This window comes from Dongia sp. P2_B8 (assembly GCF_056404715.1).
In genome coordinates this window covers 262,505-283,570 of sequence record NZ_JBFUDM010000009.1, presented here as the reverse complement: position 1 = coordinate 283,570, position 21,066 = coordinate 262,505, and the positions used below count along the sequence as shown (strand labels likewise).

The 21,066-nt window shown below is 60.1% G+C and carries 18 protein-coding genes; 3 read left to right on the top strand and 15 right to left on the bottom strand.

Going from position 1 to position 21,066, the window contains the following annotated elements:
- Positions 1 to 10: 10 nt before the first annotated feature.
- Both AC1DWZ_RS22285 and AC1DWZ_RS22280 read right to left on the bottom strand, forming a co-directional pair.
- The gene (locus AC1DWZ_RS22285; RefSeq protein WP_477171248.1) at positions 11 to 1,336 is read right to left on the bottom strand and encodes a glutamate--tRNA ligase; all 1,326 of its coding nucleotides are present in this window, start codon (positions 1,334 to 1,336) and stop codon (positions 11 to 13) included.
- A 44-nt stretch (positions 1,337 to 1,380) separates the two neighbouring features.
- The gene (locus tag AC1DWZ_RS22280; protein ID WP_477171149.1) at positions 1,381 to 3,039 is read right to left on the bottom strand and encodes an NAD+ synthase; all 1,659 of its coding nucleotides are present in this window, start codon (positions 3,037 to 3,039) and stop codon (positions 1,381 to 1,383) included.
- A 150-nt stretch (positions 3,040 to 3,189) separates the two neighbouring features.
- Here AC1DWZ_RS22280 and AC1DWZ_RS22275 point away from each other — a divergent pair, with 150 nt between their 5' ends.
- Positions 3,190 to 3,495 (top strand): hypothetical protein, encoded by a 306-nt coding sequence (locus AC1DWZ_RS22275; RefSeq protein ID WP_477171148.1) that lies wholly within the window; start codon positions 3,190 to 3,192, stop codon positions 3,493 to 3,495.
- A 3-nt stretch (positions 3,496 to 3,498) separates the two neighbouring features.
- Here the strand turns inward: AC1DWZ_RS22275 and AC1DWZ_RS22270 are convergent, their stop codons facing one another.
- Complete coding sequence (locus AC1DWZ_RS22270; RefSeq protein ID WP_477171147.1) at positions 3,499 to 4,674, bottom strand: nicotinate phosphoribosyltransferase; 1,176 nt, start codon at positions 4,672 to 4,674, stop codon at positions 3,499 to 3,501.
- Positions 4,646 to 6,025: a class II 3-deoxy-7-phosphoheptulonate synthase gene (locus tag AC1DWZ_RS22265; RefSeq protein ID WP_477171146.1), complete on the bottom strand. Its 1,380-nt coding sequence runs from the start codon at positions 6,023 to 6,025 to the stop codon at positions 4,646 to 4,648. The genes AC1DWZ_RS22270 and AC1DWZ_RS22265 overlap by 29 nt, the downstream gene beginning before the upstream one ends.
- A gap of 290 nt (positions 6,026 to 6,315) precedes the next feature.
- On the opposite strand from AC1DWZ_RS22265, the gene AC1DWZ_RS22260 reads away from it, so the two are divergent.
- The gene (locus AC1DWZ_RS22260; protein WP_477171145.1) at positions 6,316 to 8,496 is read left to right on the top strand and encodes a DNA/RNA non-specific endonuclease; all 2,181 of its coding nucleotides are present in this window, start codon (positions 6,316 to 6,318) and stop codon (positions 8,494 to 8,496) included.
- Between the two features lie 9 nt (positions 8,497 to 8,505).
- On the opposite strand, the gene AC1DWZ_RS22255 is transcribed toward AC1DWZ_RS22260, so the two are convergent.
- The 9 genes from AC1DWZ_RS22255 to AC1DWZ_RS22215 all read right to left on the bottom strand — a co-directional run bounded on the left by AC1DWZ_RS22255 (position 8,506) and on the right by AC1DWZ_RS22215 (position 17,501).
- Positions 8,506 to 8,955 (bottom strand): hypothetical protein, encoded by a 450-nt coding sequence (locus AC1DWZ_RS22255; protein WP_477171144.1) that lies wholly within the window; start codon positions 8,953 to 8,955, stop codon positions 8,506 to 8,508.
- 76 nt (positions 8,956 to 9,031) lie between these two features.
- Positions 9,032 to 10,381 (bottom strand): glutathione-disulfide reductase, encoded by a 1,350-nt coding sequence (gor, locus tag AC1DWZ_RS22250; protein WP_477171143.1) that lies wholly within the window; start codon positions 10,379 to 10,381, stop codon positions 9,032 to 9,034.
- Positions 10,382 to 10,439: 58 nt separating this feature from the next.
- Positions 10,440 to 10,916 carry a hypothetical protein gene (locus AC1DWZ_RS22245; protein ID WP_477171142.1) on the bottom strand — a complete coding sequence of 159 codons (477 nt, stop codon included), beginning with the start codon at positions 10,914 to 10,916 and terminating at the stop codon, positions 10,440 to 10,442.
- A gap of 83 nt (positions 10,917 to 10,999) precedes the next feature.
- A complete protein-coding gene (locus AC1DWZ_RS22240) occupies positions 11,000 to 12,067 on the bottom strand; it encodes an ABC transporter ATP-binding protein (protein WP_477171141.1) in 1,068 nt (355 codons plus the stop codon).
- Positions 12,068 to 12,147: 80 nt separating this feature from the next.
- Complete coding sequence (locus tag AC1DWZ_RS22235; protein WP_477171140.1) at positions 12,148 to 13,293, bottom strand: extracellular solute-binding protein; 1,146 nt, start codon at positions 13,291 to 13,293, stop codon at positions 12,148 to 12,150.
- 44 nt (positions 13,294 to 13,337) lie between these two features.
- On the bottom strand, positions 13,338 to 14,168 hold the full coding sequence (locus AC1DWZ_RS22230; RefSeq protein ID WP_477171139.1) for an ABC transporter permease: 831 nt from the start codon (positions 14,166 to 14,168) through the stop codon (positions 13,338 to 13,340).
- On the bottom strand, positions 14,165 to 15,037 hold the full coding sequence (locus tag AC1DWZ_RS22225) for an ABC transporter permease (protein WP_477171247.1): 873 nt from the start codon (positions 15,035 to 15,037) through the stop codon (positions 14,165 to 14,167). The genes AC1DWZ_RS22230 and AC1DWZ_RS22225 overlap by 4 nt, the downstream gene beginning before the upstream one ends.
- 110 nt (positions 15,038 to 15,147) lie before the next feature.
- Entirely contained in the window at positions 15,148 to 16,545 is a 1,398-nt protein-coding gene (locus AC1DWZ_RS22220; protein WP_477171138.1) for a hypothetical protein, read from the bottom strand.
- Complete coding sequence (locus tag AC1DWZ_RS22215) at positions 16,542 to 17,501, bottom strand: ABC transporter ATP-binding protein (RefSeq protein ID WP_477171137.1); 960 nt, start codon at positions 17,499 to 17,501, stop codon at positions 16,542 to 16,544. Before AC1DWZ_RS22215 ends, AC1DWZ_RS22220 begins: the two co-directional genes overlap by 4 nt.
- 245 nt (positions 17,502 to 17,746) lie before the next feature.
- On the opposite strand from AC1DWZ_RS22215, the gene gltA reads away from it, so the two are divergent.
- The gene (gene gltA / locus AC1DWZ_RS22210; protein WP_477171136.1) at positions 17,747 to 19,171 is read left to right on the top strand and encodes a citrate synthase; all 1,425 of its coding nucleotides are present in this window, start codon (positions 17,747 to 17,749) and stop codon (positions 19,169 to 19,171) included.
- 72 nt (positions 19,172 to 19,243) lie between these two features.
- Here the strand turns inward: gltA and gloA are convergent, their stop codons facing one another.
- A complete protein-coding gene (gene gloA / locus AC1DWZ_RS22205; protein WP_477171135.1) occupies positions 19,244 to 19,633 on the bottom strand; it encodes a lactoylglutathione lyase in 390 nt (129 codons plus the stop codon).
- 33 nt (positions 19,634 to 19,666) lie between these two features.
- Complete coding sequence (gene glmM, locus AC1DWZ_RS22200) at positions 19,667 to 21,043, bottom strand: phosphoglucosamine mutase (RefSeq protein WP_477171134.1); 1,377 nt, start codon at positions 21,041 to 21,043, stop codon at positions 19,667 to 19,669.
- Positions 21,044 to 21,066 lie beyond the last annotated feature (23 nt).

Below are 21,066 nucleotides of genomic sequence, written 5' to 3'. Positions count from 1 at the left end.
GCGCGCGCGATCAGGCGTTTTCGCCACGCAAGCGGCGCAGGCTTTTCTCGCGACCGATCAGCGGCAGCAGCAGGCGCATTTCCGGCCCGTGCTCCAATCCGGTCAAGGCCTGGCGCAACGGCATGAACAAATCCTTGCCCTTGCGCCCAGTAGCGACCTTCACTGCTTCGGTCCATGTTTTCCAACTGCCCTCGTCCCAGGGCTCAGGCGGCAGAACATCGACAGCCGTTGCCGCAAAAGCGGGATCGACGATGTGCGGCGCGATACTGCCCCGGCAGATGCGTTGCCATTCCCCAATCTCCTCAATTTTTTCGACATTGGCGCGTGCCACGTCCCACAAGGCGGCATCGACGTCGGTCAAGCCAACGCCTGCAAGATGCGCCTTGGCTTCTTCAAAGGGCAAAAGGTGCAGCAGGCGCGCATTCAAATGCAGCAACTCTGCCGGATCGAAGCGCGGGCTCGATTTACCGAACTTCGAGAGATCGTGCGACCTCACCAGATCCTCAAGATGCGGCTTCACGACCAAGGGCACGCCGGTGCCGATATGGGCCAGATAGGTGTTGAGCGCCATCGGTTCCAGGCCCTGCTCGCGCAAATCGGAAATGGAAAGTGAGCCAAGGCGCTTGGAAAGCCCCTCACCTGTTGCGTCGACCAGCAAAGGCAAATGCGCGAAGCCCGGCGCGGTCGCGCCTAGCGCCTCGAAGATCTGGATCTGTGTCCCCGTATTGGTGACATGGTCGGCACCGCGGATGATGTGCGTCATCGCAAGGTCGATATCATCGACGACCGATGTAAATGTGTAGAGATAGCTGCCGCTCTCGCGGATCAGCACCGGATCCGACTGGCTGGACGTGTCGATATGCTCGTTCCCGCGCACGAGATCAGCCCACTGGACCTGGCGATGTTCCAGCTTGAAGCGCCAATGCGGGCGTTTGCCTTCGGCTTCCAGCTTGGCACGGTCGCTATCCGTCAATTTCAGCGCGGCGCGATCATAGACACGGTGGATCTTGCGTTTGAGCGCCAATTCTTCGGCGCTTTCATAGCAAGGATAAAGCCGGCCGCTGGCCTTCAGCTTTGCTGCCGCGGCGTCATAGGCGGCAATTCGGTCCACCTGGCGGGCGAACGTGTCCCAGGTCAGGCCGAGCCAAGTAAGATCGGCTTCGATCCCCGCCGCGAACTCAGGCGTCGAACGTTCGGTATCGGTATCGTCAAGGCGCAGGAGGAAGCTGCCGTTGCGCTGGCGCGCGAACAGCCAATTATTCAGGGCAATATAGATATTGCCGACATGCAACCGGCCCGTGGGACTGGGTGCGAAGCGAACACGAACCGACATCAGAACACTCGATTTCCATCAGTTTTGCCTATCCCCGGGCTTTTGCCTTATTGGGGCCGGAAGCCGTTGGTGATCGGATAACGCCGGTCCTTGCCGAAAGCGCGCCGCGTGATTTTGACCCCCGGAGGGGCCTGGCGGCGCTTGTATTCGGCCAGATCCAGCATTCGCCAGACCCGCAGGACCGTGGCCCTGTCATAGCCTTTGGCGACGATCTGGTCCACGGCCATCTCCTGCTCCACCAGGCATTGCAGGATCCCATCCAGCACATCGTAGGGCGGCAAAGTGTCCTGGTCGGTCTGGTCCGGCTTCAATTCGGCCGATGGCGGCTTGGTAATGACCCGCTCCGGCATGACCGGGCCTAATGGCCCCAGGGCACCATTCGGGCGATTCTGGTTGCGCCAGCGGGAAAGGGCGAAAACCGTCACCTTGTAGATGTCCTTGAGGACCGAATAGCCGCCGCACATGTCGCCATAAAGGGTCGCGTAACCCACCGACATTTCAGACTTATTGCCCGTCGTCAGCAGCATGTGGCCAAGCTTGTTCGACATCGCCATCAGGGTGAGGCCACGGGCGCGGCTCTGAATGTTTTCCTCGGTCGTGTCGGCCGATTTGCCGGCAAAAATGCCGGACAACATCTCGCCGAAGGCCTTCATCGCCGGCTCGATCGAGACGGTGTCGTAGCGGATGCCAAGCAGTTTCGCGCAGGCAGCAGCGTCGTCGAGGCTGTCCTGGCTGGTATAGGGGGACGGCATCATGACGGCGCGCACCCGGTCGGCACCCAAGGCATCCACCGCCACCGCCACCGACAAAGCGGAATCGATACCGCCCGAGAGGCCCAGCAGGATGCCCGGAAAGCCGTTCTTCTGGACATAATCCTTGAGGCCCAGGACCATCGCCCGGTAGATCGATTCCAACGGGTCGAGTGTCGGCGCGATATCGGCCGGCAGGCACAGCCAACCTTTATTGCCGCGCTGCCATTCGGTGATGGCCACCTTTTCCTCAAAGGCCGGCAGGCGCACCTTGATCTCGCCGCCGCGGTCCAGCACGAAGGAATCGCCGTCGAAAACCAGTTCGTCCTGCCCACCTACCTGGTTGACATAGACGACCGGCAGATCCGTTTCGCCCAAGCGCTCACCAGCAATTTCCAGGCGCTGGTCGATCTTGTCATGCTCATAGGGGCTGCCATTGGGCACCAAGAACAGATCGGCCCCACCCTTCTTGAGATGTGCCGCGGTCGTGGGGAACCAGAGATCCTCGCAGATCATCAGGCCAAGGCGCATGCCGTTATAATCTACTGGATCCGGCAAGGGCCCCGGCACGAAGACGCGCTTCTCGTCGAAGACGCCGTAATTCGGCAGATCATATTTGAAGCGCTTGGCGAGAATCTTGCCATCACCCAGCAGGAAGGCGCCGTTATGGAGCTTGCCCTCCTCCATCCAGGGCGAACCGACGATGATCGCCGGGCCACCATCGGCCGTGTCTTTGGCCAAAGCCTCGACACCCTGCCGGCACGCGTCCTGGAAGGCTGGTTTCAGCACCAGGTCTTCCGGCGGATAGCCGGAAACGACCAGTTCCGGCGCCAGCACCAGATCGGCACCGCCTGCTGCTGCCTCTGCACGGGCCTTGCGAATGCGCGCCACATTACCGGCAACGTCGCCGAGTTTGGGGTTGATCTGCGCCAGGGCAATTTTGATTTTGTCTGTCATCAGGCGAAATTAACTACCAAGAGGATGAAGTCAATTGCGCACCGCACAAGGCCGGCATGCAACCGGGCCGGCATGCCGTGGTTCGGGCGCGGAACTTGCATCGGCAAATGTGTTAGAATCAGTCACGAACGGGAGACAGGGAGTAGATCGATGCGAATTTCTTTCGGGGTTTTGCTGGCAATGGCCGCCCTCGTCGGCTCGCCGCTACCGGCAGCAGCCCAGAGTGCGGCCGACATCCTGACACCCACCCCGGTGATCGAGCCGGCCGGCAACCGCTATATCCTGATGGTCCTCGACCAGCCGGACCGGGACCTCACCAAGGGCCGGACCAAGGTCAACATGCTGCTCGATACCAAGACCGGTAAGACCTGGATCCTGGAATTCGGCGTGAAGCAGCATAGCAACGAGAACGGCTATGTCTGGTCCGAGGTGCCGTTCAACCAGGCACCCAAGTAAGCACTATTTCCGGAACAGGAATTCGCGGCCGACCTTCACGCGCTTGACGCCGTTATATTCGATGATGTCGGCTGTGGCGTAGGTTTCGGTCCAGCGCTGCGGCAGGAACGAGCCGGTGCCTACCACGTCGATGGGCGCCTGGGCTTCCGCCATCACCTTGCATTTCGCCGGATCGAAACCAGACGAGGCCACGATCCTCACCTTGTGGAAGCCTTCGCGGTTCAGCGCATCGCGCAGATGCCAGATCGCTGCCGCCGAAACGCCGGCGCCCACCAGATGGCGGAGCTCGCTCTCGGAGCGATAGCCACGGATGACCTTGGGCACATGGCGATCCATCACCGCATAGGAAGCTGGCGGATCGAGCCCTTCAATGAAGCGGCTGCCCGGCGTGTCGATGCGCACCGACAATTGCCCTTGCGATGCCATGGCGGCAAAGCGCCGTGCCACGGTCAGCGCATCGGTTACTTCGCGGCCGAAATAATCGACCAGCACGGTCATCGGCTCATCGGGAAACGTCTCGTGGAACATTTCGGCAGCGCGAAGCGTCGACCCGGCATAACCGATGAGCGCATGCGGCATGGTGCCCAGCGCCTTCTCGCGACCGAAATAATGGGCCGTGGCTTGCGTGGCGTTGCCAATGAAGCCGGTCGCCTTGACCTTGCGCCCAGCCCTGGCGGAACCGACCGAAGCGGCATAGGCCATCATTTCGGCCATTTCCAAGCCGGCACAGTGCCGCGCATCCATGGCGAGGAACGCGACATTGGGCAGATCGGCGCACATGGTGAAGGCATTGAAAGCCGCCACACAGGCAGGCCCCAGCTTCATCAGCAGCAAGGTTTCGAGATCGGCGAGATGCACGAAGGACCCGGTCACATACATGATCGGCTCGCCCGCACCGACCCACCTGCCCTCGTCATATTGGAGGTCGATCTGGAATTCGGTGCCGCGCTCGACAGCGACATGTTGCAGCCACTCGACCGCCAGGCGCGGCGCCGAAATCACCGGGCGGCGCATGAAAATCGCATAGGTGACCTTGACGTCGCCGAACTTGGCAACGGTTGCTTTGGTCTTCAGGAAATACTGATCCGACCAGTCGGCAACCTGGTCAGACGCAGGACCGCTGACTGGTCCTGCATCCTTCCCGCTGTCGTTACGAGGCTTCGGCGATGCGTTGTCCACCGGCGCGCTCCGCTTTCAATTGCTCGGCAATGAGGAAGGCGAGTTCCAACGCCTGCGTAGCGTTGAGACGCGGATCGCAATGGGTGTGATAACGGTCGGCCAAGGCTTCCTCGGTCACGGCCTTGGCGCCACCGATGCATTCGGTCACGTCCTGGCCGGTCATTTCGAAATGCACGCCGCCGGCATGCGTTCCCTCTGCCCGGTGCACGTCGAAGAAGCCGCGCACTTCACCCAGGATGCGGTCGAACGGCCGGGTCTTGTAGCCGGTCGAGGATTTGATCGTGTTGCCATGCATCGGGTCGCAGGACCAGACCACCTTGCCGCCATGGCGCTTCACGGCACGCACCAGCGGCGGCAGCTTGGCTTCGACCTTGTCATGGGCCATGCGGGCGATGAGCGTGAGGCGGCCGGGGATGTTTTGCGGGTTGAGAATGTCAATCAATCGCAGCAATTCATCGGGGTCCATCGAGGGGCCGCATTTGAGGCCGATCGGGTTCTGGATGCCACGCATGAACTCGACATGGGCCCCGTCCGGCTGACGCGTACGGTCGCCGATCCACAACATATGTGCCGAGCAGCCATACCACTTGCCGGTGAGGCTGTCGGTACGGGTCAGCGTCTGCTCGAAATTGAGCAGCAGGGCTTCATGGCTGGTGAAGAACTCCGTCTCGCGGATCTGCGGAACGGTGTCGGAAGTCAGGCCACAGGCCGCCATGAAATCGAGCGTCTCGGAAAGGCGGTCGGCCAGTTCCTTGTAGCGATGGCCCAAGGGGCTATCAGCCACGAAATCGAGGTTCCAGCGATGCACCTTGTGGAGGTCCGCAAAACCGCCCTGGGCGAAGGCGCGCAGCAGGTTGAGCGTCGCCGCCGACTGGTTATAAGCCTGCAGCAAACGTTCCGGATCCGGAATGCGGGCTGCCGGCGTGAATTCGATGCCGTTGATGTTGTCGCCGCGATAGCTCGGCAGCTCGACGCCGTCGATCACCTCGGTCGGCGCCGAACGGGGCTTGGCGAACTGGCCGGCCATGCGGCCGATCTTCACGATCGGCATGGCGGCGCCATAGGTCAGCACCACCGCCATCTGCAGCAGGACGCGGAACGTGTCACGGATATTGTTGGCTGAAAATTCCGCAAAGCTCTCTGCGCAGTCACCACCCTGAAGCAGGAAAGCCTTGCCTTCCGCCACGGCACCCAGCGCTTCGGTGAGGCGGCGGGCCTCGCCGGCAAAAACGAGCGGCGGATAGGCGCGCAGGCGCTCCTCGACCGAGGCCAGCTTGGCGGCATCGGGATATTGCGGAACCTGGGAGATCGGCTTTTCGCGCCAGCTCTCCGGCGACCATTTCGTGCTCATCTTCTGCCTCTACGCTACGCGCTCTTGGGTCATGCCAAACGGTGGATAAGTGCCGAACTGTATATATGACTTATGCCCCCTTCATGCAAATAATGCAGGAAAACGACGCAAGCCATTGATATAGATAAAATAAAATTGCCCCTATCATGGCGCTGGCGGCCTCCTATGAACCGACCCAAAAAATTCACGTATTCGTCTATGGTCAATACGTCAATACTCGTTTAAATTGCTTTCGTTCATTGGCTTCCAGCGCCGCCTTTTTCCGGCGGGTCACCTCAAAGGTGGGCCTGATGGGAATTCTGAACGACCGCCTCAACGACCGGATTGAAAAAGCGCGCGACCGCGCCGGCGGCGTCGACATGAAATATCTGGCCGCGAGCTTGGCCGACAAGGCCCCCAAGGACATCGCCTCGCCGGACAACCTCGCGCAACGGCGCGATTTCCTGCAGGACAGTCTGGGTGAGCGGGAAGCGTCACAGGTCTTCGAACGGATCATCAACGGTAACGAGCTGCAGGACGTCAATTATCTGGCGCGTGGCTCGCGGGCTGCCAAGTCGATTTGCCGGATCGTCATCAACCAGTCGCCGACGCGCCAGTTGGGGTTCGGCACCGGTTTTCTCATCGCGCCCAATGTTCTGATCACGAACAACCATGTCCTGCCGAATAAGGAGGTGGCGCAGTATTCCGTCGCTCAATTCGATTTTGAGATGGACCTTGAGGGTGTGGCACGGAGGCCATCGGTTTTCGGCCTGACGCCCGCCAAGCTCTATTTCACGTCCGAGAAACTCGATTTCTCCATCGTCCATGTCGAGCCCGTATCACGCGGGCAGGGCACGCCCCTGACAGACTTCAGCTACCTACCCTTGCTTGAGACAACCGGCAAGGTGGTGGAAGGCGAATGGTTGACAATCATTCAGCACCCAAACGGAGAACGCAAACAGCTTTGCGTCCGCGAGAACCGCTTCATCAAGCGCACGCCGGATGCCATCTGGTATTCGAGCGACACACTCGCCGGATCTTCAGGATCTGCCGTCTTCAACAATGATTGGTATGTGGTGGCGCTGCATCATAGCGGCATCCCTGCGGAGCGTAACGGACATACGCAGACGATCGACGGCCGGGATTTCGACCCCAACAGCGACGATGAAAGTCAGATCAAATGGATTGCCAACGAAGGCATCCGCGTCTCGCGTATCGTTGAGACACTCAGGCAGGCTCTGCCAAACGAACCACTCCTGCGCCCCATATTCGAGGCGACCGCAGCACAGTCGCGCGTACCTGCCCTCCCCATGGCGCCATCGCCATTGGCTATTCCTTCAGATCCCTCAGAGGAGCAAAGCCCCATGTCCTCATCTCCAGCGTTCCGCCAGATCCGGGTCACATTGAACATCGACGCCGACAATCAGGTTTCGATTGCGTCAAGTGGCGCCGCATCGGAATCCGCCATCATGGCCAGCGCCTTCGAGGCAGCGCAGAAAAAGGCCAAGCCACCTGTACAGCCGGCACCGTTCAACAGCGATTACAGCGACCGCAAGGGCTTCCACGACAATTTCCTGGGCAACAGCCTGCACGTCCAGCAACCGACCATGAATGCCGCCCTGCAAGCTGAAGCGGCACCCTTGCTCAAGCCGACCAAGGACAACAAGCATGTCCTCAACTATCACAATTACAGCGTGGTCATGCATGCCGAGCGGCGCTTTGCGATCTATAGCGCGGCGAACATCGACTTCGACAATCGCTTCAAGCTCGGGCGGCCAAAGGACAATTGGCGGACCGATCCGCGCATCCTAGCGAAACATCAGATCACGGATTTCTATTATGAAGGCAACCGTTTTGACCGCGGGCACCTCACCCGCTACGAAGATCTCGAATTCGGCGCCAGCCGGCAGGGGGCAATGATCTCCGCTGCCGACACCTGTCATTGGACGAATTGCACGCCCCAGCACGATAAGTTCAATCGAACCCGGGAATGGTGGCAAGGGCTGGAGCAGCATTTGCTCGAGGAGTCGATCGAGCGCAAGGAATTCAAGGCCCAGGTCTTTACCGGACCGATCCTGCGTGAGGATGACCCGGTCTATAAACCGCTGCCCGACATCCAATATCCTGTGCGGTTCTGGAAGGTCGCGGTTGCAGCAACAGGTGATGGCAAAGGATTGTTCGCCGCAGCCTTCCTCATGGATCAAAGCGCTGTGATCGCGAAGTACGGTCTTGCCGAGGCAGCCGAAGCACCGTTCGAGACCTATTTGTATCAGGTGCCCGTGACCGAAATCGAGCGCCTGACCGGCCTCACCTTTACCTGGGGCGCCGGTGGCAAGAAATCACTTCGCGACGTCGACCCCTTGAACGATGCGACGACGCGGGCGCGCAAGCAGCGCCGCCGGCGGGCTAGCCTGATGGAATCAGCCGGGGCCGAGCCAGTGCCCGACGGCTACATCCAGATCGATGATTTCAGTTCGATCGTCACGCCCTGACTATCGTGGTCAGGGCGCAACCTTCACCACCGTCCCCTTCAATGCCACGCCGGCGACGATGGCCCCGGCATGGCATTCGTAGAGCGCCTCGCTCGAGAACGGCTTCTTCTTGTAATAGCTGACGATATTCATGACGGCGTTGCCGCCTTCGGTCTGGGCACGCTCGGCAAGCTCCTTCAGGGCCGAGATCATGGCCCAGGTACAGGCTTCCTCATCCTGCTTGCCGAAGGAATTCGTTTTCCGATTGGTGACGAACTCGCCAAGATTCTGTCCGGCTGGTGCCGCCTGACCCGCGAAATAGAATTTGATGCCGGCAGGGACGTTCTCTGCATAGCGCGGATCGGCCATGACATCGGCAATCTTCAGCTCATAGCGCGTGTCACGAGCCGCAGCCGGTGTAGCAGTGGCGGCCGCCACAGAGGCGATCACCGCGAGGGCCAGGCAAACTTGCTTGCGCATCTATCTTCTCCAGAGTCTTCGTGCTGACGACATTCGTTCAATGCCACGAGCTGCCGCAAAGTTCCATGGCCCTGTGTCAAACCGGTGTGCGCAGCGTCACAAATTCTTCCGCCGCCGTCGGATGAACCGCAACCGCCGCATCGAATTGCTGCTTGGTGGCTCCCATCTTCACCGCGATGGCAATCGCCTGGATGATCTCCGGCGCGTCCATGCCAACCATGTGGGCGCCAAGGACTACCTGCGACGGGCGGTCGACCACCAATTTCATCAACGTCCGTTCATCGCGGCCGGAGATCGTGTGCTTCAGCGGCTTGAAATCCGCTTTGTAGATGTCGAGTTCCCTGCCCTCCTGCCGCGCGTTGGCTTCGGAGAGCCCGACCACGCCAACCGGCGGATGGCTGAAAACAGCCGAGGCGATGGTGCGATGATCAACCTGCCAGTTCTTGCCGCCGAAGATTGAATCGGCATAGGCATGGCCCTCGCGGATGGCGACCGGTGTCAGATTGACCCTGTCCGTGCAATCGCCGATGGCGTGGATGTTCGCGATATTGGTCTGCGAGGTGGCATCAACCGCGACCGCGCCACCTGCCTTCAGCCTGACGCCGATTTCGGCCAGCCCCATGCCGCCCGTCTTGGGCCTGCGGCCGGTCGCATACATGATGGCACCACATTCCAGTACCGTGCCATCCTGCAAGGTCACCTTCAACCGCTCGCCGACCTTGTCGATTTTGGCGACGTCGGCCTTGGTGCGGATGTCGATCCCCTTCTTCGCCATTTCGGCGTTAAGGAAGTTGCGGACATCCTCATCAAAGCCGCGCAGGATCTGCTCGCCGCGATAAAGCTGCGTCACCTTGGCGCCGAGGCCGTTGAAGATGCCGGCGAACTCGACCGCAATATAGCCGCCACCCACTACTACGATATCGCGCGGCAGAGTCGCGAGGTGAAACGCCTCATTCGATGTGATCGAGTGCTCGATGCCTGGAATGTTCGGCCGTTCCGGCCAACCACCGACGGCAATGAGAATGTTCTTGGCCGTGACGCGCTTGCCGGCTAGCTCCACCGTGTGCGGATCGATCAGGACGGCCCGCGTTTCCAGCAGCTCAACCTTCGAGCCGGCCAGCAGCTTCTTATAGATGCCGTTGAGCCGGTCGATCTCCTTGTCCTTGTTGGCGATCAGCGTCGGCCAGTCGAAGGTGGCTTCGCCCACGGTCCAGCCATAGTTCCTGGCATCCTCGAAATCTTCATGGAAATGGGCCGCATAGGAAAGCAGCTTCTTTGGTACGCAGCCACGGATGACGCAGGTGCCACCCACCCGGCTCTCTTCGGCAATCGCCACCTTGGCGCCGTACCCAGACGTGATCCGGGCCGCGCGTACACCGCCGGACCCGGCGCCAATAACAAAGAGGTCGTAATCGAATTGGGACATGAAACCGCCACTCCGTGATCACCGCAGCGGCAGAATTGCATCACATCACCGGGTTAGGTCAATCACTGTTCACCGTATAGCCGGTGGCGAAGAAGTACACGCTGTCCGCTGACCCATCCTCAATGAACTTAATGACCTTATTGAATGGGGCGAGCATTTCCTTGCCGTCCGCAGTGACTAAGACCGCACCTGTGCCAAGGTCTTCTGGAAAAAAGGCCATAAGTGATGGGGTCTTAGGGAAATGATCCGCATAGTTGACCCAACGATATTCTTTCTTGCCATTGCGTCGGATCACCTCGCCAACATAACAGCCCGTCGCCAGCACTGTATTGGTATAGGTCTGGTCCGGAATCTGGTCTTGTACCTCGTGGACCGCTTCGAGATAGCGATCGACTTCTTCCAATGACTGGACCGAATAGTTCATGACCGGAACATTGATCTTGTCGCGCAGGGCCATCCCACCATCCTCAAAATCACTTTGCCCGAGGAAGGCCGCGCAGAATGCAGGAATCAAAGAAACGATGTCGTAGCCCATTCTATCCACCTGTCTGGTACAATCTTTCGATGTATCCAGTACAAGATTTTCCCGCATAACGCAATAAAACAAGAACAGCTGATTTAAAGAATGCGGCAGTGTTCCGCGGCGATGGCGAGACTGACCTCGTCGCCCACCCGCTTGGCGCCGTCGCGGATGGTGGCAAGGGTCGTCAATTTTTCGCCGCCCGTCAGCGTCACGTCATAGCGGGCGGTGGAGCCGAGGTAATCGACGACGCTGATCGTTCCTTTGAGAATTGAAGCGTTTGCGGCACCCGACCCATCCAGCGCGATCTTCTCTGCCCGCACGACGACATTGACCTTCTCGCCGGCCTGAACAGCGCGCGCTGCGTCAGCCACGACGAGACGCGCCCCGTCCGCCAGCGCCACACTGATCCCGCCACCTTCCACCGCGACAATTGTCGCCGGCAGGAAGTTGGCGTTGCCGAGGAAATTGGCGACGAATTCCGAGCGCGGATGTTCATAGACCTCGGCCGGCGCACCGCGCTGTTCGATCTTGCCCTTGTTCATGACCACGACCAGATCCGACATGGCAAGCGCCTCGCCCTGGTCATGGGTCACAAAGATAGCCGTGACACCGATGCGACGCTGGATGGCCTTGATCTCGCTGCGCATCTCTTCGCGCAGATTGGCATCGAGCGCCGAGAGCGGCTCATCGAGCAGAAGCACGTCCGGCTCGATCACCAGTGCCCGCGCCAAGGCGATGCGCTGCTGCTGGCCACCGGACAATTGCGTCGGAAAACGCTGCTCCACCCCGGGCAGACGGACAATATCGAGCGCCCGGCGCACGCGCACGGCAATGTCCGCCTTCTCCACACCGCGATATTTCAGCCCGAAAGCCACATTGTCGAAGATCGATTTGTGGGGGAACAAGGCATAGTTCTGAAACACCATACCCAGATTGCGTTTGTGGATCGGCGTTTCGTTGACGCGCACGCCTTTGATGCGGATTTCGCCCCCGGTCGGATGCTCAAGCCCCGCCACCATGCGCAAGGTGGTGGTCTTGCCGCACCCCGATGGCCCCAGCAGAGTCACGAAGGTGCCATCCGGCACGTCAAGATCGATCGCATCGACAGCGACCACGCCGCCGGCAAAATGCTTTTCAACCGCCTTGAGTTCAACTGAGCTCATCTTCGATCAGCCCCATCGGACAACGAAAGGAATGGACGCCCGGCCGCCACCGTCCCAGGGCAGCCGGGCGTCACGAATGGTCACGCACCCTTTGAGATGCGGTCCCATTCCTGCTTGTAGGCGTCCTGGTTGTCGAACCAATAGGCCGCCTTTTCCCAGACATAATTGTCGAACTTGCCGGTCGGATCGAAGCCGGGCAGCTTCTTCACCTTGTCGGTCAATTCCACCTTGGTGGGATCGAGCGACGGCGGATAGTTCTGTCCTTCGGCAATCGCGATGGCGACCGCCGGCTCGATGCAGAAGTTGATCAGCTGTTCGGCTGCTTCCATCGGGCTGCCCTTGAGGACCATCAGACCTTCGATCCAGGCAAAGCCCGCCTGCGCCGTGTCGATGAAGCCGATGTCATGCCCGTTCTGCTGAAGGAAGGCGACACGCCCCGACCAACCGTCGGAAAGCACGATCTCTTCCTTCGACATGAGATCGATGAATTCCTGGCCCGAGCCCCAATATTTCAGAACCAGATCACGCTGCTTTCGCGTCGCATCCCACATCGCCGCCGTATCCTTGGCAGCCTGCGGATCCTGCCCGGTATAGAGGCTCGACATCCAAGCGCGGGTCTGGAAGCCATCGTAAAGGCCGATCTTGCCCTTGTACTTCTCGTCCCACAGAATCTTGGCGCCGACCTTGGCCTCGTCATCGGAGATGAACTTGCGGTTATAGGCAATGCCAGTCGTACCGTAGTCGAACGGCACGGCTGCGAGCTTGCCGTCACTCTCATTGCGGAACGCGGCCAACGTCGCTGGCAGGAGCTTTTCCAGATTGGGGATGTTCTTTTCGTTGACGAAGTCGGCCAACCCCAATTTCACGAAGCGATAGTAGTCGTAGACGCCGCTCACCAGGAAGACGTTGTATTCGCCCGGCTGCGCCGCCTTGACCAGCGAGATGAATTCGTCCGTATCGCCGAACTCACCTTCGACCACCTTGATGCCCGTCTTTTCGGTGTATTGCGGGAAGGCGTTATTATGGAAGGCCTCCGAGACGATGCCGCCCCAGCCGTCGAAGCGCACCGATTCCGGTTTCTTCTCACCGCATCCGGCGATGCTGACGACACCCACCGACGCCGCGGTGGCACCGAGTATCTTGATCAGTTGCCGGCGGCTGATGTCGCCCGACATGAACGCGCCATAAAGCCGTTCGTAATCCTTTTGACCTGGCAGTTTTCTCATTGCAGCTCCCTCCGAATGATTGACACCCACTTGTCGCAAGCAACCTATTTGGCCTTGGCAAAACGGCGCACCATGTAACCGCCAACGAGCGGCAGCAAGATGGTGATAACGATCATGACGGCACCCAGCGCATTGATCTCAGGGCTCACGGACGTCCGCAGCATGGCAAAGATCTTGGTCGGCACTGTTTCGATACCGGGTTTCTTCCAGAACAGGGTCGCCGTGATGTTGTCGAAGCTGAGTGTTGCCGCGAACAGGAAACCACCTACGATCGCTGGAGATATCAACGGCAACGTCACCTCAAAGAAGGTCTGGATGCGATTGGCGCCCAGGGTCCAGGCAGCTTCCTCGTAGCTTGCCCGCAGGCCGACCAGCCGCGCCTGCACCAGCAGCACGACATAGGGCAAGGACAGGACCGTGTGCCCCAGCAGCAGGACAGCAAAGCTCCGCGGCATGCTGAGGAATTTCAGGAACATGAGAAGCGCCACACCCATCACGACTTCCGGCATCAGCAGTGGCAATGACAGGAACGTCTGGATTCCTTCCTTGCCGCGAAAGCTGTAGCGCACCAGCGCCAGGGCGGCCATCACGCCGATGACAGTCGCCAATGCCGATGAGGTCGCCGCGAGAATGAGGGAGGTTTTGAAGGCTTCGACAATCGACTCGTTGGCAAAGAGCTTCGCAAACCATTGCAGGCTGAAACCTTCCATCGGAAAGGCGCCGCTGCGCGAGGAATTGAAGGCGAGCAGGATTACGACCACGATCGGCGCAAACATGAAGATATAGACGGCGATCGCGCAGAGCCGCAGCAAGGCCCAGCCGAAGGCACTTTCGCGCTTCAAGCCCGGAATCGTTCGGGGGGCAGCGGCCGTCATCGCGCAAAGCTCCGATAGACGTCGGAAAGATTCATGAAGCGGTTGTAGACGGCGATCACCAGTCCCAACGCCAGCAGCATGACGATGGAAAGGACCGCGCCAAAGGGCCAGTCGAGCTGCGAAATGATTGCTTCATAGATGAGATCCGGAAAGAACAGCGTGTCTGTTCCACCCAGCAGGCGCGGCGTCACATAGGAGCCGGCTGCCAGAACGAAACAAAGCAGGGAACCAGCGCCGAGGCCCGGCAAAGACAAAGGCAGCGTCACCTCCCTGAAACTCTGCCACGGCGTGCAGCCGAGTACTCTTGCCGCCGATTCCAGATTGCGGTCGATCCCATCCAGGCTGACATAGACGTTGATGATCATGTAGGGCAGCATGAAATAGACCAACCCCATGATCACCGAGAAATCGTTGTAGAGCAGCTTCATCGGCTCATCGATGATCCCAATGCCTTCCAGCACGGCATTGATGAAGCCGTACTTTCCCAGCACATTGATCCACGACATGGTGCGGATGATGTAGGAAACCCAGAACGGCAGGAACATCAGGAAGAGCAGCAGGCCGCGGTTCTTGATCTCGGCACGGGCCAGGAAATAGGCCGTGGGATAGCCCAGCAGAATGCAGATGATCGTGGTGATGAAAGCGGTCTTGAACGTGCTGCCCAAGGCTCGAAAATAGAAATTTCCCTCGGGGCTACTGGGATCGGTAAAGAAGTTGATCCAATTGCCGAACTGGAAGGCGGGCACATCGAGCCCTTCGGCCGTGCGCAGCCAGAAGGAATAGATCAGCACAAACACCACCGGCGCCACCATGAGGAGCGACAGCGACAGGATTGCCGGAGACAGCAACAGATAGGGACGCGCCAACATACGCGACACGAGACAGCCTCATCCTGTTTGACCTGGCGACTTCTTATTTGACGCTAGTATGACAGGGATAAAGTCCGGGTGTCCATGGCCCTTTAGGATTCCGCAGCAACCTATGCTGCAGTGCGACCGCGTGTAGCCTGGATCCAGCGCTGCCGCAGCATGACGCCCATGATCGCGAGCTGTATCGCGATCGGGCCGAAATTGAGCATCAAATCGTCGGTAGCGAGCGGCAGAACGACAGTGGTGTATTGCGAATAGCCAGCGGAAATCAGGATGATGCCGACCGGCCAATAGATCAGCGCCAGGTAGACCAGCCAGGTGATGTCGGAGCGATTACGCCATTCGCCAAAGCTGAGCCACAGCAGGAACATCAGATCCCGCGCCAGGAACAGCAGCATCAGCAGAATGGTCGAGGTGAGGTGATCGAGCGACAAAAGCCGCACCCGCAACAGCAGCTCCGTCAGGCTCCCCGGCCAATCCGAATGCTCCATCGCCTTCAACGCGACGAGGCAGATGCAGGCCGCAACAATCGTGGCGACATAGCTCACCAGCCACCAGGGCAGCTCCGCAGCAGCCCGGCCAAAATCGCCCCGGCGCAGGGCGATGAGGCCGGAGCGATAGCGGATCGGGTCGCGCCGATCCGCCACACCGGCAAGATAGGTCAGCAGCACCATGACAACGAAGGCTGGCAGAGCGGCGCCAATCATGCCCCCGCCCGGCCAGGGCGCGATGCCGGCAGCAAGGGCCGCGCAGAACGCCAGAAACAGCATCCAGAGCCACGGCCAAGCGCGATATTGCAGTTCGCCCCGCATCAGACGGAACACGGCGATGATGGCCCAGACAACGAAGACCGTGCCGAGGACGGCGCGGATCAACGGCCAGGAAAACGCGCTGTCATAAACATAGCCGAAACCGGGGGTGAAGCTATCCTCGTCCAGGACCGGCGCTGTTCCGCCACCGCTCACCGCCAGATAGACCACCAGGCCACAGGTCTGCGCCAGCGTGATGGTTAGGCGGCGGTACTGAACGGTCTTGCGCAACCGGACCAGCGCCACGGCCAAGGCAACTGCATGAGCGAGGCAGGCACCGATCAGCACCAGATAGATGCCGAGCCAGAAATTACCGGCACGGCCGCCGGGAAAGCCAAGCTTCGCACCCACATAGATGTAGATCGTCAGGGACAGCGCGCCGCAATACCAGACGAAGCTGCAGCCGCCAACCAGCTTGCCCCAACTCATCGCCCAAGCGGAAAGGCCCGACATGCGCTGGCCTTCCCAGGTGCCGCCAGCGACCTCCTCTGCGAGGGCGTCGGCAGCGCGACGCGGGCCCCACATGCCCAGGATGATCGTGGATATGAGATTGGCGGCATAAGAGACCTTGCCATAATCGCTCACCAGGAAGATGGCATAGGCGATGGTCACGCCAACAATGAACGCCGCCATCATCCGCTGCCAGCCGAGATGCAGCCAGAGGTTCCTTTGGAATTCCGGGTTGAGGTCGAGGCTCATTTGGGCGGCCCGACCAAGCGTAGCGGTGGCCGCTCCGCGACCGCCTTCATGCGGGCAAGATAGATATCCTGCAGGCTGCGCCGCTCCGGGGCGAAGGAAGCGAGCGGCAAGCCGGCCGCCAGAACCGCCGCCAGCATGTCGGCACGCTGGCCGGGATCGGGATTTGACATCACCACTGCTTCGTCGACACCGCAACTCACCATATCGGTGCCGACGACAGCACTCAGCCGCCGCCGCAGGTCTGGAACAGCATAGGCAAAGTCGAGACGGATCTCGATCCTGCGCCCTGTCACCGCACCCATGGTGATGAGTGGCGCATGGTCGACCACCCGCCCCTGCTTCAGCATCAGGATATGGGTCGAATAATCCTCAAGTTCGGCAAGGATATGCGACGAGACGAGGATCGTCATGCCGTCGCGCGCCAGATTTCGCAAGACGGCGGAAAGTCCGATTCGTGCGGAGGGATCGAGGCCTGCCGCCGGTTCATCGAGCATCAGAAAGCGCGGTTCGTGCAGCACCGCCAGTGCAATCGCCAGCCGCTGCCGTAAGCCGCGCGACAGTGCTCCTGCCTTTTGCGCCATGCGGTCGGCAATCTCCATTCGCTCGGCGACTATGTCGACCACTGCCTGGCGCCGTGCCGCCGGCACACCCTGCGAGGCAGCGCGATAATGCAGGCATTGCGCCACAGTCAATTCGTCATAAAGGCCGAAAAAATCCGGCAGAAAGCCCATGCGCCGATGCGCGCCGCGCGGATCTTCATGGACGTCGAGATCGTCGAGCCGCACCGATCCGGAGAATGGCTGCTCCAGCGCCGCGCAAATACGCATCAGCGTCGATTTGCCAGCACCATTGGGCCCGACCAGCGCCGTGATCGTGCCTTGCTCGATGGTGATCGACACATCGTCGAGGGCACGGTGGCCTGGATAGTCGAAAACCAGATTTTGGACGCTCAGCATGGGCTAAGTGTCGCGGCTTTGGAGGTCAAAGGAAAGAACATGTTTTTGAGCTAAATCGGGTATTTTTCCTTGTCCATCAAGGCCCAGGACGACATGGGGTGGCGTAGTCGACGCCCTATTCACACTAGATGACAGATGCGTCACCATCCGTTAACCTTATCTGCATTAGCATCTGCAGCAACACTGCGGCATTCCGCCGGCGCGACCGCGCCGGCCGGCCCCTGAATACGACGAAGGGAAGCGACATGGCTGGGAAGACGAGCACAAAGAAGACTGTGGCGGCAAAAGCAAAAAAAATCACAAAGGCAGGGGGCAAGTCAGCCAAGCCCCGCGCGAAGACCGTCGATAGCGGGATCAAGCCGGCTGCTCCCAAGGCCTATGCATCGGTCGCCGTGAAGGACAGCCGCAACGGCAAGAATTTCGAACTTCCCATTCTCAAGGGCACCGTCGGTCCCGACGTGGTCGACATCCGAAAGCTCTATGGGGAACAGGGCCTGTTCACCTATGACCCCGGCTATGGCTCAACCGGTTCGACCCAGTCGGCCATCACCTATATCGATGGCGATGTCGGCGTTCTTACCCATCGCGGCTACAAGATCGAAGACCTCGCCGAAAACAGCGACTTCATGGAAGTCTGCTACCTGTTGCTGGAAGGCGAACTGCCGACCGCCAAGCAGAAGGCGGAGTTCGAGAAAAACATCACCTATCACACCATGCTGCACGAACAGATCGCGCGCTTCTTCTCCGGCTTCCGCCGCGATGCGCATCCGATGGCGGTCATGGTCGGCGTGGTTGGCGCCCTCTCCGCCTTCTATCACGACAGCACCGACATCCATGACCCGCGCCAGCGCATGATCGCCTCGCACCGCCTGATCGCCAAGGTGCCGACGATCGCCGCCATGGCCTATAAGTACTCCGTCGGCCAGCCCTTCGTGTATCCGCGGAACGAGCTGTCCTATGCCGAGAACTTTCTGCGCATGACCTTCGCCGTCCCGGCCGAGGAATATAAGATCGACCCTGTCGTGGCGAAGGCTATGGACAAGATCTTCATTCTGCACGCTGATCACGAACAGAACGCCTCGACCTCGACTGTCCGCATGGCGGGCTCGTCGGGTGCCAATCCGTTCGCCTGCATTGCCGCCGGGATCGCCTGCCTGTGGGGCCCGGCTCATGGTGGCGCCAACGAAGCGGTCCTCAAGATGCTGGCCGAGATCGGCCACAAGGACAATATCAAGGACTATATCGGCAAGGTAAAATCCAAGCAGGACAACACCCGCCTGATGGGTTTCGGCCACCGCGTCTACAAGAACTATGATCCGCGCGCCTCGGTGATGCGGAAATCCTGCCACGAAGTGCTGGACGCCCTGGGCAAGCGCAACGACCCGGTGCTCGAGCTTGCGATGGAGCTGGAGAAGATCGCGCTCTCGGATGATTACTTCATCTCTCACAAGCTCTACCCGAACGTCGATTTCTATTCGGGCATCATCCTGCAGGCGATCGGCTTCCCGACCTCGATGTTCACTGTGCTCTTTGCCGTGGCGCGTACCGTCGGCTGGGTCGCGCAGTGGAAGGAAATGATCGAAGATCCCACCCAGCGCATCGGCCGCCCGCGCCAGCTCTATACCGGCTATGGCGAGCGTCCCTATGTGCCGATGAAGCAGCGCAAGTAAACGCGTTTTACTGACAAGAAAAAGGGCGGCACCACAAAGTGCCGCCCTTTCTTGTTTGCAAGATCGAGCGGCCTACTTCTGCACCAGCTCGATCTTGTAGCCGTCGGGATCCTCGACGAAGGCGATGACCGAACCGCCATGGGCCATCGGGCCGGCCGGGCGTGGAATCTTGACGCCTTCCTTGGCCAGCTTCTCGCAAGTTCCATAGATATCCTCAACGCCGATGGCGAGATGGCCAAAGGCGGTGCCGATCTCATATGGCTCCTTGCGGCCCCAATTGTGGGTGAGTTCGATCACACTGTTATCGTCCTCATCGCCATAGCCGACAAAGGCCAGGGTGAATTCGCCTGACGGATAGTCCTTGCGGCGGAGCATCTTCATGCCGAGATGGCGCGTATAAAAATCGATCGACTTGTCCATGTCCATGACGCGGATCATCGTGTGCAAAAACCGATTAGACATGCTTCTTCCTTTACGTGGCGATTGCTTCGTTGGCTATTTTGTGGCGGCGGTGACGGCCTCGACGATGTCGTCCACCACCCGCGCGATGAGCTTCTGATCTTCACCTTCCGCCATGACGCGGATCAGCGGTTCGGTGCCGGATTTCCGGATGAGCAGGCGGCCGCTGCCATTGAGGGCCGCCTCGCCCGCCGCGATGGCATCCTTGACCCGCGCTTGATCAAGTGGCGGCGTGGCCCCCTGCTGGTAGCGCACATTTTTGAGGAGCTGCGGCAGGGGCGCAAAGACGCGCCCGGCGATGCTGGCCGGACGATCCGCTTTGATAAGAACCGCCAGCACCTGCAGGGCTGCGATAAGCCCGTCACCCGTGGTGGCAAAGTCGCTAAGGATGATATGGCCCGATTGCTCGCCACCAATATTGAGCCCCAAGCGCCGCATCGCTTCGACCACATAGCGATCACCGACCGATGTCCGGTGCAGCTTGAGGCCGAGCGAAGCCAGATGCCGCTCCAGGCCCAGATTCGACATCACCGTGGCCGCGATGCCGTCGCCGGTGAGACGGCCGGCACTCTGCCAGCTTTCGGCCACCAGCCCCATCAACTGGTCGCCATCAATCACCGTGCCAGTCTCGTCAACGACAATGACACGATCCGCATCACCGTCGAGGGCGATACCCAGGTGCGCGCCACTGGCGACCACCTGCTTGCACAGTCGCTCCGTATGCACGGCCCCGCAGGCGGCGTTGATGTTGGTGCCGTCCGGTTCGTTGGCAATTGCCACAACGTCGGCACCCAACTCCCACAGCACCGTCGGCGCCACCTTGTAGGCCGCACCATTGGCACAATCGATCACGACGCGCAATCCCTCAAGACTGAGCCCCTTGGGGAAGCTTGATTTCACGAACTCGATATAGCGGCCCTGCGCGTCGTCGATGCGCTTGGCGCGGCCCAGTTGCGCGGATGGCGCCAAACCCTGAGGAGTCGATCCGGGTGCCGGCTCGAATCCGGTACCAAGAACGCGGCTCTCAATCTCCGCCTCGATCTCGTCGGACAGTTTGTAGCCGTCCGGCCCGAACAATTTGATGCCGTTATCTTCATAAGGATTGTGCGAAGCCGAAATCATCACGCCAAGATCAGCACGCATCGAGCGCGTCAGCATGGCCACGGCCGGTGTCGGCAGCGGCCCCAGCAGCATGACGTCCATGCCCATGGAGAGGAAGCCGGATGTCAGCGCCGTTTCCAACATATAGCCGGAGAGGCGCGTATCCTTGCCGATGATCACCCGGTGCCGATGGCCACCCCGGGTGAAATGGGCACCTGCCGCCAGCGCCAGGCGCAAAGCGGTCATGGCGGTGATCGGCTCGGCATTGGCCAAGCCACGCACCCCATCGGTGCCGAACAGTTTACGGGTCATGATCTGGCAAACCTTRGTGATCT

Coding starts and splice junctions, on each gene's coding strand:
- AC1DWZ_RS22220 (WP_477171138.1), bottom strand. CDS start 16,545: ATGAGCCTCGACCTCAACCCGGAATTCCAAAGGAACCTCTGGCTGCAT.
- AC1DWZ_RS22255 (WP_477171144.1), bottom strand. CDS start 8,955: ATGCGCAAGCAAGTTTGCCTGGCCCTCGCGGTGATCGCCTCTGTGGCG.
- AC1DWZ_RS22215 (WP_477171137.1), bottom strand. CDS start 17,501: ATGCTGAGCGTCCAAAATCTGGTTTTCGACTATCCAGGCCACCGTGCC.
- gltA (WP_477171136.1), top strand. CDS start 17,747: ATGGCTGGGAAGACGAGCACAAAGAAGACTGTGGCGGCAAAAGCAAAA.
- AC1DWZ_RS22230 (WP_477171139.1), bottom strand. CDS start 14,168: ATGACGGCCGCTGCCCCCCGAACGATTCCGGGCTTGAAGCGCGAAAGT.
- AC1DWZ_RS22225 (WP_477171247.1), bottom strand. CDS start 15,037: ATGTTGGCGCGTCCCTATCTGTTGCTGTCTCCGGCAATCCTGTCGCTG.
- glmM (WP_477171134.1), bottom strand. CDS start 21,043: ATGACCCGTAAACTGTTCGGCACCGATGGGGTGCGTGGCTTGGCCAAT.
- gloA (WP_477171135.1), bottom strand. CDS start 19,633: ATGTCTAATCGGTTTTTGCACACGATGATCCGCGTCATGGACATGGAC.
- AC1DWZ_RS22240 (WP_477171141.1), bottom strand. CDS start 12,067: ATGAGCTCAGTTGAACTCAAGGCGGTTGAAAAGCATTTTGCCGGCGGC.
- AC1DWZ_RS22280 (WP_477171149.1), bottom strand. CDS start 3,039: ATGACAGACAAAATCAAAATTGCCCTGGCGCAGATCAACCCCAAACTC.
- AC1DWZ_RS22275 (WP_477171148.1), top strand. CDS start 3,190: ATGCGAATTTCTTTCGGGGTTTTGCTGGCAATGGCCGCCCTCGTCGGC.
- AC1DWZ_RS22245 (WP_477171142.1), bottom strand. CDS start 10,916: ATGGGCTACGACATCGTTTCTTTGATTCCTGCATTCTGCGCGGCCTTC.
- gor (WP_477171143.1), bottom strand. CDS start 10,381: ATGTCCCAATTCGATTACGACCTCTTTGTTATTGGCGCCGGGTCCGGC.
- AC1DWZ_RS22260 (WP_477171145.1), top strand. CDS start 6,316: ATGGGAATTCTGAACGACCGCCTCAACGACCGGATTGAAAAAGCGCGC.
- AC1DWZ_RS22265 (WP_477171146.1), bottom strand. CDS start 6,025: ATGAGCACGAAATGGTCGCCGGAGAGCTGGCGCGAAAAGCCGATCTCC.
- AC1DWZ_RS22235 (WP_477171140.1), bottom strand. CDS start 13,293: ATGAGAAAACTGCCAGGTCAAAAGGATTACGAACGGCTTTATGGCGCG.